Origin of the sequence: Mycobacterium sp., from assembly GCF_032162605.1 — a bacterium.
Lineage (GTDB): Bacteria > Actinomycetota > Actinomycetes > Mycobacteriales > Mycobacteriaceae > Mycobacterium.
This window is the reverse complement of sequence record NZ_JAVROT010000298.1, coordinates 1-11,691: the sequence shown is the minus strand read 5'-3', so window position 1 is coordinate 11,691 and position 11,691 is coordinate 1. Positions and strand designations below refer to the sequence as shown.

The window sequence follows — 11,691 nt, the reverse complement described above, 5'->3', positions numbered from 1 at the left end:
GCGTAGTGCCGGTTGGGAAGTTGCCTGACGTATCCCATGTTCAACAGCGTCCGCACCAGGCGGTGGATCGTCGGTTGCGGCAGTTCGGCGCGAGCTGCCAATTCCCCGAACGCGATCGAGGGGCCGGCGCTCGCCATGATCTCCAGCAGTTCGAAGGCACGCTGGACCGATTGAACGCCGCCCCTGATCGATGCATCCTCCGCCATCAAAGCCCTCCCGATCTTCGGCTCGTCCCCCGGTGGTGATTCCGCTGAGCGACAGACTAGTTTCGTATCACGAACTGCCCTTCAGGGCAAACGGGCATCGGCGCCCCGGACGCTGCACTGCCGGCCAGGAATCGCTTGCGCGGCAACCGAACCAGTGGAAACGTGGACCGCTGCGGCGACAGGGGCCAGATCTGGGACTAGCCCAGGTCGAAGTCGAGACCGACCAGGTGTCCATGGGCCTGGGACCGGCTGACCGAGTCGGCGTCAGCGCTGTCGTACAGAAGCCGCCATCCCTCGCGATCATCGCGGCCTTCTGGGGTCTCGAGCCACCGTCGCAGCAGCGCGATGCTGCGGCTGGCGAACACGGCGGCACGCAGGCTGGCGCTGAGCTCCGTACGAAGGCGGCCGATCGCTGGTGAGACCGAATGCGGCAGCAACGTGCCGACGTAGCTCGCCAGCGCGCGGTACACGTCTCTCGCCTCCAAGGCGTCGTACACCGCAGCCAGGTCGCTGGTCACGGGTCGCAGCAGCCGGTAGGGGCGCGAGCCCACCCATTCGGCGCCAATGACCCGGCGCAACCGCGACATCTCCGCCCGAACCGTGACTACGTCGAGGTCCCTGTCGTCGAGCAGCATCGCAAGGTGATCGGAGGTGAGACCCTCGGGATGCCTGCTCAACAGCACCAAAATGTCGGCGTGGCGGCCGGTCAGCGTGATCGACCGCTGCTGACCGGTGTCGTCGATGGTTCGCCAGCGGGCGCGATCGGGCCCAAGCACGCTCAGCTGGGCCTCGCTCGTGGGTTGGGCGTCCCGAGCGGGCTGCTTCAACTGCAACAGGGCCAGATAGTTCTCCACCGCGACGACGGTGGCACGTACGAGCGCCAACGTCTGGAGAGTGGCCACGCGCGTTCCGCCGGTCACGTCGATGGCGCCGAGTACCGCGCCCGTGTCCGGATCGTGCACGGGGACCGCCGTGCAGCTCCACGGCTGCGCCAGCCGGGAGAAGTGCTCCGAACTGCGAATCTGCAGCTCGCGGTCAAGGGCGAGGGCCAGACCGGGCGCATTGGTGCCTGCCGCGTGTTCACTCCAATCGGCACCCGGCATGAAGTTCATCGACTCGGCCCGTCGACACGTCCGACGGTCGCCCTCAACCCACAACAACGTGCCATTCGCCGATGCCACCGCCACCATTACGTTGGCATCGACGGCGTCGTCGACGAGCAGTCGGCGAATCACCGGCAGGGCAGGCGCCAAAGGGTGGGCCTCGCGCAGTTGAGAGACGCTACGAGTCAGCGCCGACGAGCGCGCTGCGCCCAGCTCGGGATCCACGCCGGTGGCGAGGCTGCGTTGCCAGCTCTCTGCCACCAAGAGGCGCATCGGGGCGGCACCGAGATAGGAGCCATCCACGTGTCCGGCGACGAAGAGATCGTGCAAGGAGCGCAGCGCGGACGGCGAAAGGAGGCCGGCCCCGCTCCTCGAGGTTCTTGGCAAACGCACGGTTCATACTCCTCGCGCGGCAGCTCGGCGGTTGGCACCCTTGCCCCAGGTTCGCACCTGCGCACGCACCGTCCAGAGTAGCCGAGCCACCGGCGCGGACGGTCCCGGCGTGTCCGCCCGTGCCGCCGCGGCGACGAGACGCCTTGACGCGAGAACGCCGGGCCACTACCGAGGCGATCAATCCAAATGTGTTGTGCACATTGATTATTCCTGCTTGCCCGACGCTCACGACACCTTCCGTGAGCGCAACGGGATGCCGACCACGATCCGGGCGGCGTTGTGGCCAAGGGTGCGCGCGCACTCCCGCTCCGCGGTGCCCGACGAAAACAGCCCGGACGGGGGTTCGGCGAGCAACTCGTGCTGAACACACACCCGGCCGCGCGCGTCGATGCCGACACCCACGCTCAGCGACGAACGGCCGGCGGCCAGCTGCGCGAGGCCCCGCGCATCATCACCGCCGGTGGGCCGTTCGACTACGTGTTCGACTACGTGTTCGATTACGTAGGGAACGCCCTCTTCCTCGATCCCTGCCAGTACCTCGCGCTCGAGGGCGTCCGCACCGCTACTCAGGACGAGAATCGCGGGTTTGTCTGGCTGCCCACCTTCAAGCATCGACGTCCACAACGTTTCGGCCGGTCAGATCGTCGCCCCCGCAGGCAGCCCGCTCGGCCGCGGATTGCCCCGACGACGCGTAGGCCGCGACCAGGCCGGACGCCACGGCATTGCGCGGGCCCTGCGTCCCACGGACATTGCCGGTACCGCAGACGATGCCGAAGGGAGCCAGGGCGTCGGCGATCAAATCGGGGATCTCGAAGTCGAGCGCGCAGCCGCCGAGCAACACCACGAACCCAATCTGGCGCAGGTCCCCGCCCGGGGCGATGCTGCGAAGCGACCGAAGCGCGTTCACCACGAACACCCGCTCCTTGGCGGTTCTGCGCACCCCACGGATCCGGTCGAGCGAATGCCGGGTCGGGATCGGGCTCATTCCGCCCTCACCCAAGGTGATCACCCGCGCGAACGCGGTGGGCGACAGGGGCGTGTCGAAGAACTGCACCGTCCCGTTCTCCAGCCGCACGTGAAAGAAGCTCTCCGCCTTCGCCAGCGGACAGCGCTTGATCTCCTCGGCCAGTTCGAGGTTGCCCAGCCCCAGCTCGGCGTCGATCAGTTTGCTCACCAGGTCACCCGCACCGGCCAAGTGCGTCGCGTCGACACCTCCGTCGGTTGAGATCGTCGCCGCATCGGTGGAGCCGCCGCCGAGGTCGAGCACCACCAACGGTTTGTCGGTGCCTGGAGTGGTGAGGGCACCGAGAACCGCCATTTCGGCCTCGACTCCTCCGACGACGACCTCGACCCGGCTCGCCCCGGCCTCGCGGAGATGGGCCGAGACCGCGTCGGCCACCGCCTGCATCCCGCTCTCCCTGGTACGCACCATGGCAGCCAACGCGACGGCGTTCTCCATTGCGACCTCGCCGGCGACGCCTCCTCGAACCTCCTGCGGCACGAGGGTGTCGATCGCCAACAGATCCTTGATGCGCACGTCGGCGAGCTCGTGTCCGGACAGGTCGGCCATGCTCTGGCGGACCTTGGAGATCATTCCGCCGGCGTTGGTCCCCGCTTCGCCCGCCACGTCGACCAGCGGACCCACCCGCTGCACCTCGGCCATGATGTCGGCGGCGCCCCCGGACACGTCGACCGTCGCACTCTTCCTGTCGCCGATCAGGTCCAGCGAACCCGCCGGGATGGTGCGGTCCTCGACGTCGCCCGAGGGAGTCCGCACGACGACGGCCGACCGGTTGCCCGTGAGCGCCCGCGCCACCGGGGAGACCACCTTGGTCTGGCCGGGATCCAGACCGAAGATGGTCGCCAGGCCATAGGCATTCGACAACGTGCGGATGGACTGACCGGGTCCGGCGACCTCGACGGCGGCCACCATGCCGACCGGCACCAGATCGATCCGCGACACCTCGTCGATGATCGGGATCATGGCAGTCAATCGGTTGGCCACCAGGACGGCGTCGTCGTTGCCCAGGATGGCCCCGGTGATCTCGACTCCACGGTCCACCGCGGCGTTGATCGCGCGGGCAGTGTCGTCGAAGTCGGCCCCCTTGGGCACCAAGACGATCACCGGTGTCCCCGGCCCGGTTTCGGCCAGTGACTCGAGGGTGACGATGGTGCCAACCCCGAGTCCCCGCCCTCCAGGCGTGCGAGGGTCGTGCCCGATCATGGTCGACTCGGTGATGATGGTCTCGGTGATGGTCTCCATCGCCAGCCCGCTGATGACCGGCGTCGCCTCGTTGAGAAGGATCAAGTCGAGCTCGGCCAGTCCGACACCTGCACCCTCCAGTGCCCTCGTGACCGACTTTGCGACGCCGTCGACGTTCTTGACCGTGCCCTTGACGCCCGTCGTCCGCGTCAGCGCCGAACCGACGTACTCGACCACCCCCGAAGGGCTGACCGTCGCAAGACTTGCCTCGGTGGTGGAGTTGCCGATGTCGACGCCGACGACCGTCTTCACCAAGTCGACCCCGACTAACCGACCGCTGCCGCGGAGAACTCCGGCATCACCTCGACGGGACGTGCTCCCTTGCGGACCAGCTCGGTCTCCTTGAGGTGCAGCAGGGCAGCCTTGGCCTGCCAGCGGGGTCGGGCCATCTGATCGTTGAGCGTCGGAACCGGTTCCGGCGATTCGCCTTTGGCGTACTGCGCGGCGTTGGAGCCGATGTCGCGGTACGTCTGCAACGTCAACAGTGGGCACTGCGGGAAGAGTTCCAGGCTCGACAGCCGCGGCAGATCACGCTGATGGATCATCGACGTTCCGCGGCCTAGGATCCCGATCCCGATTCCCGACCCCGACAGCCTCGCCGCCGTGTGCGCCATCAGCGCCAGATCGGAACTGTGCTGGATCCGGACGATCCGGGCGCTGACTTCCTGCTCCTCGATGCCGGCGAGGATCTGGCGAACCACGTCGGCGTGCGGCAGTCCGACGATCGTCTGGGTGAAGAGGCTGCCGAAGCCCGGCGATATCGCGATCACCACCTCGTCGGAACGCTTGCCACGCTCGGCAGGCCCGATCTCCCTGAACGAGATCGTCCGCTGACCGCCGTCCGAATCGGCCGACACGGTCATTCCACCTCCAATTCGGGGTTCGACGCGCTCGTCACGTGGCGTAGCCGTTTCATCTCTTCCCAGCGGGCACCCGACGGTCGATACCCCGTGCCCGGGCCTGCATAGTCGTTGGCGTCGTTGACCGCCGACAGCAGCTCCAGCGACGGCGTCATGATCGCCGAGGTCTGCAGCAGATCGCCCGAGACCCGCTGGCGCAGAACGGACAACAGATTTTCGGCCATGTCGGAGAAGCCCGTCGATTCGAGGGCCTTCACCAAGTCCAGACCGGTGACGTTGCGGTCCATCACCTGCTGGGCACCCTTGAGGTCCTCGAGCACGTCTCGCGGGATGAGCTCGCGACTGCCGTTGGCGTACACCGCGGTATCGATCTCCGCGTCGGTGATCGGCGGCAAATCCAGGTAGCGGAACACCGCCTGCAATGCCTTGGCGGCGCGGGTTCGCACCGCCAGGATGTCGGACTCCTTCACGTGCCGCAGCCCACCGTCGATCTGCAGGTCCCGCTGGATGGTGTTGAAGTCGTCGAAATCGTCGCTCTCAAGATTCGAGCCAGCGAACATGTTGTCGTAGTTGGGAACTGCCGAGTAGCCCGAGCACACGAAGTCCGTTCCCGGCATCATCTGCGGCATCAGCCGGGCCGTCCTGCGCATCGCCGAATGGGAGAACGACTGATCGTTGCCAGAGGCGCATTCCAGATCCACCGCCGACGCGATGAGGTTCTCGGCGGCGACCGCACGGATGCCGGCGGGGACTGCTCCCGGCACGCCGATGCAGGAGATCGAGCCGTTCTGCAGTCCCTGCACGCCGGCACCCTTGGCAACCAGGATGCAGCGAATCTCGAGGTACAGCATCGACTTTCCCTGCGCATTGCCCATCTGCACCTCGGATCCGGTGCCGGAGGTGAAGCGCATCTTGATCCCGCGCGATGCATAGGCTGCGGCCAGGAAGGCCTTCGACCAGGGTGTGTCGTCGCCGTCGACGAAGACCGGTTCGGTGCCGTACACCGAGATGGTCTCTGCATAGCCGGTGATGCCACGCATTCCGAGATCCAGCTCGGTCGCCTCCTCGAGTGCGCACTGAGTCAGCGGGCCGCCGGGGTTGACCTGGCTGCCGATCTGCAGAGCCATCGCCACCAGCGGCGCGTAACGCACGACACCCAGAGTCGTTTCCACCTCAGCGAATCCGCGGAGGGCGGCCTCTGCGGCCTCACAGGCCACCTGCACAGGGTTGTCCCTCGCGCTGGTGCAGTGCGCTTGATTGGCGGGCGTGCGCCTGGCGCGCATCTTCTGCATGCCCATCATGATCTCGACGATGTTCAGGGTCTTGGCAACGGCGAGCAGCTTGGCGGGCGTGAGACCGCCGGTGACGGCGATGACGTCTTTGCGGGTCACGCCCGGGTCGACCAGCATGCGAGCGATCTCATCGGCGGGCAACGCCATCGACTGCTCGGTGGTCTCGACGTCGAGGGCCTTGTCGGCGATGAACTGGTCGATGAAGTCGAAGTCGGCGCGTTCGGTGCCGTCCATCTCCACGATCAGGCCGTTCTCCACCCGCACACTGGGTTCGGGGTCGAAGGCGCTGTCCATGGCGACCATGCCCACCTCGGGCCATTCCTCGACGAATCCGTCGAGATTGACCGGGCGGTTCTCCAGAATCAGGGTTCGGGCCGAATGCCTGGCTTCGTTCCCGGCGGCACCGGGACTGTGAATTGGCTCTGCCGTCATGTTCTGTCTCCTACTCGCTCGTCGCCAGGATGTCGCGTCGCTCATAGACGTCGGCCGCCTCCCGCACCAATTCCGCCAGGAGGGTCGCGTTGTACTGAGACAGCAACTCCTCGGCGATGGATTCGAGTTCGGCTTTCGTGGAAGCGTTCGGCCGCAAGGCGTTGTAGATCTCCAGCACCCGTTCATCGGTGAGTGCGGTCATTTCCGCGGCCCGCCGCAGATTGGCGCCCAGCTGCCTTCTCCCGTCCTTCTCCGACACCTGCGCCTGCAGCCGCAGCGTGTCAGGAGTGATGCGCAGGTCAGTGGCTCCGACGTCGCCGGAGACGACCGATTCGATGGTGATGTCGTCGATCGACTTGCCGGTGGGGGTGAAGAGCAGGTCCCTGCGGTGGACGCTCAGCGGATAGTCGACCTCGGGATCGAGGCTCGGTTGCGTCATGCACTTCTCCAAGGTGAGGGGCGGCTGAAGCCACCCGACGTCCACATCCGTGACACGGCTGGTCACGCTGACTCCATTGTGGCTCGTCTCACGTTGCAGGAGCGTTGCAGCGATCCGACCGTGCGTCGGGCGCCACCCCGGCACCGCGGCTTGGTTAGCGTGAAACGACCATGAACGCCATCCCAGCGCCGCCGGGCGGACCCACCGCGAAGCTCGACGGTGCGACATATCGGGCGAAGACCGCAGAGCTCGGTGAATACTTCGCCCTTGCCGTCCAGGACGGTGAACAGCGCCGGCCACTGTCGCTGTTGCTCGACGATGCGGCGGTCATGGAGTTCGTCGGCCGCACGCGAGAGGCCATCGCCACTTCGGCGCGATGCGATCGCAGCGACATTCCCGTCAAGGTGGCGGCGTCGTCGTTCCAATTGGGAATCGCGGCGCGACTTCTGTCTCCGGTAATCGGGGCCGCCACCTGTTTTGGCGTGGTGCCCTTACTCGACCTGCGATCGGTGACGTGGCGCTCGACGACGGGTCATGTTCCGCGGTTCGGCGCGATCGATCTGCAGTGGGTCGCGGCGCCGACGCCGTCGCGCGCGGCGGCGTTGATCTCGGCATCGGTGCTCACCGCCATCTTCGCTCCCCTGAACGAGACGCTGCGATCGTTGACGTCGTTGTCGCCACGGGTGACCTGGGGCAACGTCACCTCCGCCGCGAACGGAGCCGTGTCGGTGTTGTCGATGTCTCAACCACGACACGAAGCATCCGGCCGGGCCCTGGTCGGGGCACTATTGGAGACCGAACACCTCAGCGGAACGGCGACCCTCTCGGCCGGGGTGTTCCTCAGGAGCAACTGCTGCCTGTTCTACCAGGCACCAGGTTCGGGACTCTGCGGGGACTGCGTGCTCTCGAAGTCAGACACGCCAGGTCAGCACCGTCGGCAGTGACTTCACCGCTGTGCAACGTCGCTGCAACGAGCGCTGCGCTAGCATTCGGCCCGCTGATCGGCAGGATGGAGCACGACATGGCCTTGACCCAGACCAGTTATTCATCGACTCGCTCCGGCCGGCTTCGACCGGAGGCTGGTCCTCCACGCGGAATCGCCGACATACCATTTACTCTGGCCGAACGCGCCCCCCTGCGGACCGTCTTCGTCATGAACGACGAGCTTCTCCGGCACGGCCTAGTGCACGTGGTGTCGCAAGCCAGTGGCGTGCAGTTCGTCGGCGATCTGCGCCATGGCGCGGGACTGACCGACCGCCTCCGTGCGCTGCAACCGGGACTGTTGGTGGTCGGCGCCGATCGCGGTCTGGCCCTGTCTTCGCTCTTGGCCGAGCTCGATCCCGTGCCGAAGGTGATCGTCGTCATCGACCGGGAGGACGAGCCGTCGCACACCCTGGAACTGATCCGGGCCGGCGCGGATGCCCTGGTTGATCGCAGATCACCGTCGGCGGATCTGTTGAGCGCCGTCCAGCGAGTAATCGAAGGCCAGACGGCGCTCGACGCCTCCAGTGCCAACGCTCTCATCGAGGAGTTGCGCGCGCGAGGCGGCGACTCGGACTCCGACACGTCGCGAATGCTCACGCGACGGGAGCGCGAGGTGCTGAGCCTGCTCACAGACGGACTCGACAATCGGGTGATCGCCGCCAAGCTGTTCATCTCCGAGGCGACGGTCAAATTCCATCTGCACAACATCATGGGCAAGTTCGACGTGCACAAGCGCGCGGCGCTGGTGTCGGTGGCACTGCGCGGTCGCACCGAGTGAGGCGCTGATGGCCGTGTGCCCGTCATGGGCTGCTCGTGCGCCGAGGGCGTCGTCGTGACGGTGATCTGCACCGACCCGACCCCGTATCTGTCCGACCCGGCCGACCGCGGGTTGATCGCGTTGTGTGAGCGGGCCGTGGTCCCCACCGACATCGATTCGGCAGCATTGGTTTTCGCCCATACCGGGTCCGAAGCCGTGGACGCATCCATCGCGACGGAAGCCGCAGGCCGTGGGGTGTTCTGCCACGCCCTGGTCGTGGATGCCTCGAAGATTTCCCGCGGTCGCGCAATGGCGCAGAGCGTCATCAACTCCCACCTCATCAGCCATGCGCTGGCAGGCAAGAACGTCGTCCGACTCAAGTGCGGTGACGGATTCGTCTTCGGCCGCGGCGGCGAGGAGGTCGACGAATGCGTCCTGGCGGGCATCACCGTCAACGTGATTCCCGGCGTGAGTTCGGCGATCGCCGCTCCGGCCGTGGCGATGACCCCCGCCACCCACCGGGGCCTGACGCAGGGCTTCACGGTGATCTCCGGCCACGTGATCGCCGACGGCAGTCTGTCGAGCCAGCGTGTGGTCCTGTCCACACTCGACGCCATTGCCGCCGCCGCACGGGCCGGCGGCATCGGCCCACCGGCCACGGCCGTGATCGGTGCGGTCGCGGGCTTCGTACCGGGCCGCACCGCCAATCTCCCAGCCGTAGAGCTGAATGTCCGCTGATGGAACTCGTCGGCAGACGCCGGGGCCGCCCGTTGTGGTTGATTCGCCACGGCGAGTCGACGTGGAACGCCATCGGACGCATGCAGCGTGGGATCTCCCATCCCCCATTGACCGCTCGCGGTACCACTCAGGCGTACGCCGCGGGATATGGCCTGCGCGGCAAGCACATCAGCCGCATCATCACCTCGGACGCCGTTCGGGCGAGGCAGACGGCGCACGCGATGGCCACCGTCCTCGGAGTCGAGGCCGTGGTGGACGGCAGGCTCCGGGAACGTGGCTGGAGCACTCACGGCGCGCTCGTCGAAGCCCGCTCACGCGGGCCGGAACGCCTCGAGGATCCGACCCCGCGGGTTCGGTCGGTGCTTCTGGACATCGCCGCCATGGACGGCACGACTGCCGTGGTGACGCATGGGGACATCGTCTGTGCCATCCTCGACCTGCTCGCCCCTCGCGAGCCGGCCACACGCCAATGGTCCTCCGGGACCGAGGTTCCCAACGGAGTGCCGATCGGAGTGAATCTGCGCCGCCTCGCCCGGTGAACGGCTCATGACGGCAGGACGAGCGCCAGCGCGGCGGCCGCGGCTGCACCGATGAGGGGGCCCAGCACCGGCACCCACGAGTACCCCCAGTCGGGTCCGGCCTTGCCCTTGATCGGCAGGAACCAGTAAGCGATGCGGGGTCCGAGATCGCGCGCCGGGTTGATCGCGTATCCGGTCGGCCCGCCGAGCCCGAAGCCGATCGTGATCACGACGAACGATACGGCGGCATAACCCAGCGTCTCGTTGATCTTCGGGTTCACGAGGATGAAGATGACCAGCACGAAGGTACCGAGGATCTCGGTGACGATGTTCCAGCGGATGCGACGCACGGAGGGAGAGGTGCAGAAGATGCCACGCGTCCCGGAATTGTCGTCCATCGCGTCGAATTGCAGTTTGAACGCGGCCCAGCATAGCGAGGCGCCGACGATGCCGCCGAGCAACTGGGCCGCCCAGTAGACCGGGGCCGACGACCACGGGATCCCGCCCGAGATGGCCACCGCGAGTGTCACCGCCGGATTGATGTGGGCTCCGGACGGGGCGGCGATACTCGCGCCGGTGAAGACGCCGAAGCCCCAACCAAGCACGATGATCAACCAGTCGCCGCCGCCGCCATGGGAGTACGAGTTCTTCAACATCACCGCGGCGATCGAGCCGTTACCTAGGAGACAAAGCACCGTGGTGCCCAAGAACTCCCAGATGAAGATGTCGATGTTCGACACTGACCACAACCTCTCTGACGGTCGCCGCTGAACGCCTCCTGGTTGGACGGCCAGGACCACGCCAAACGTGCACTGTCAGTGTTTTTCGCAACTGCCCGGTCCGTGGCGTTCCCGACGTGTCCCGGTCCCTTAACTCACCGGACGAATGGGCAAGAGCTGACCCTTGGGTGGGCTTTTGGATAGGGTGACGAAGAAAGGGACGGCCAGCCTGGACGAAATCGAGCCTGCAACCCGTACCGGGCACTACCATCGTCCCCGCCCGATGCCGCGTTCAAATCCGTTGCAGGAACATCCATTCGAAAGGCCCGCCAATGACTGCCATCACCCTCTCAGCCGCAACGAAAGTGGTAGCCGCCGCGACCGAGAAGGCACGCGCGATCGGTCAGCCGATGAACATCGCCGTCGTCGACGATGGCGGCCATCTCGTGGCGTTCGCTCGCATGGACGGATCCATCAAGGCCAGCATCGACATCTCCATCCGCAAGGCGCGCACCTCGATACTGATGAACACGCCCACCAGCGCGCTCACGCCGCTCGTCCAGCCCGGCGCGGAACTGTATGGGCTGGAACAGACCTCCGGCGGCATGGTGATCTTTGGCGGTGGCATCCCGTTGACCGTCGACGACGTGGTAATCGGGGCGGTCGGCGTCAGTGCGGGCAGCGTCGACCAGGACGTGAGCGTCGCCGAGGCCGGCGTCGCCGCGCTCTGACCGAGGCACGGGCACCGAAGCCAGCCCCAGACCTCGGTTTCTGGCGCAATGCGGCCCAAGCGTGTCGAACAACTGGTTGCCAACGACATTCGTCTTCACCCCCTGAGCCCCCCGTGATTTCGGCGCGCTGCACCGCGGTGCGCGCGGATCAGCGCGCCGAAATCACTGCACGTCGACCCAGTCCAGGGTGCGCTGCACCGCCTTCTGCCAGCCCGCGTAGCCGGTGGCGCGTTGCTCATCGTCCCAGGACGGCGTC

General features: G+C 66.6%; 14 protein-coding genes. 5 read left to right on the top strand and 9 right to left on the bottom strand.

Annotated elements, in window-relative coordinates; genetic code table 11:
• The 7 genes from QOI01_RS17295 to QOI01_RS17265 form a co-directional block, all read right to left on the bottom strand.
• The coding region (locus QOI01_RS17295; RefSeq protein WP_526383017.1) for a helix-turn-helix domain-containing protein at positions 1-206 on the bottom strand (206 nt) is incomplete at its 3' end.
• Between the two features lie 197 nt (positions 207-403).
• Positions 404-1,702 (bottom strand): helix-turn-helix domain-containing protein, encoded by a 1,299-nt coding sequence (locus tag QOI01_RS17290; RefSeq protein WP_526383015.1) that lies wholly within the window; start codon positions 1,700-1,702, stop codon positions 404-406.
• A 225-nt stretch (positions 1,703-1,927) separates the two neighbouring features.
• Positions 1,928-2,314 carry a glycerol dehydratase reactivase beta/small subunit family protein gene (locus tag QOI01_RS17285; protein WP_526383013.1) on the bottom strand — a complete coding sequence of 129 codons (387 nt, stop codon included), beginning with the start codon at positions 2,312-2,314 and terminating at the stop codon, positions 1,928-1,930.
• A complete protein-coding gene (locus QOI01_RS17280) occupies positions 2,307-4,217 on the bottom strand; it encodes a diol dehydratase reactivase subunit alpha (RefSeq protein WP_526383011.1) in 1,911 nt (636 codons plus the stop codon). Before QOI01_RS17280 ends, QOI01_RS17285 begins: the two co-directional genes overlap by 8 nt.
• A 14-nt stretch (positions 4,218-4,231) precedes the next feature.
• Positions 4,232-4,828, bottom strand: a complete 597-nt coding sequence (locus tag QOI01_RS17275; RefSeq protein WP_526383009.1) for a propanediol/glycerol family dehydratase medium subunit — start codon at positions 4,826-4,828, stop codon at positions 4,232-4,234.
• Positions 4,825-6,549, bottom strand: a complete 1,725-nt coding sequence (locus QOI01_RS17270) for a propanediol/glycerol family dehydratase large subunit (RefSeq protein ID WP_526383008.1) — start codon at positions 6,547-6,549, stop codon at positions 4,825-4,827. Before QOI01_RS17270 ends, QOI01_RS17275 begins: the two co-directional genes overlap by 4 nt.
• 10 nt (positions 6,550-6,559) lie before the next feature.
• A complete protein-coding gene (locus QOI01_RS17265) occupies positions 6,560-6,988 on the bottom strand; it encodes a diol dehydratase small subunit (RefSeq protein ID WP_526383006.1) in 429 nt (142 codons plus the stop codon).
• Positions 6,989-7,158: 170 nt separating this feature from the next.
• Here QOI01_RS17265 and QOI01_RS17260 point away from each other — a divergent pair, with 170 nt between their 5' ends.
• The 4 genes from QOI01_RS17260 (at position 7,159) to QOI01_RS17245 (ending at position 10,006) form a co-directional block, all read left to right on the top strand.
• On the top strand, positions 7,159-7,932 hold the full coding sequence (locus tag QOI01_RS17260; RefSeq protein WP_526383004.1) for a (2Fe-2S)-binding protein: 774 nt from the start codon (positions 7,159-7,161) through the stop codon (positions 7,930-7,932).
• Positions 7,933-8,141: 209 nt separating this feature from the next.
• Positions 8,142-8,750: a response regulator transcription factor gene (locus QOI01_RS17255; protein WP_526383002.1), complete on the top strand. Its 609-nt coding sequence runs from the start codon at positions 8,142-8,144 to the stop codon at positions 8,748-8,750.
• A 24-nt stretch (positions 8,751-8,774) separates the two neighbouring features.
• A complete protein-coding gene (locus QOI01_RS17250; RefSeq protein WP_526383021.1) occupies positions 8,775-9,467 on the top strand; it encodes a uroporphyrinogen-III C-methyltransferase in 693 nt (230 codons plus the stop codon).
• Complete coding sequence (locus tag QOI01_RS17245; RefSeq protein ID WP_526383000.1) at positions 9,467-10,006, top strand: histidine phosphatase family protein; 540 nt, start codon at positions 9,467-9,469, stop codon at positions 10,004-10,006. Before QOI01_RS17250 ends, QOI01_RS17245 begins: the two co-directional genes overlap by 1 nt.
• Before the next feature lie 5 nt (positions 10,007-10,011).
• Here QOI01_RS17245 and QOI01_RS17240 read toward each other — a convergent pair whose 3' ends face one another.
• Positions 10,012-10,725 (bottom strand): MIP/aquaporin family protein, encoded by a 714-nt coding sequence (locus QOI01_RS17240; RefSeq protein ID WP_526382998.1) that lies wholly within the window; start codon positions 10,723-10,725, stop codon positions 10,012-10,014.
• A gap of 311 nt (positions 10,726-11,036) precedes the next feature.
• Between QOI01_RS17240 and QOI01_RS17235 the strand changes: the two genes are divergently transcribed.
• The gene (locus tag QOI01_RS17235; protein WP_526382996.1) at positions 11,037-11,435 is read left to right on the top strand and encodes a heme-binding protein; all 399 of its coding nucleotides are present in this window, start codon (positions 11,037-11,039) and stop codon (positions 11,433-11,435) included.
• Positions 11,436-11,597: 162 nt separating this feature from the next.
• Here QOI01_RS17235 and QOI01_RS17230 read toward each other — a convergent pair.
• The coding region (locus QOI01_RS17230; protein ID WP_526383019.1) for a hypothetical protein at positions 11,598-11,691 on the bottom strand (94 nt) is incomplete at its 5' end.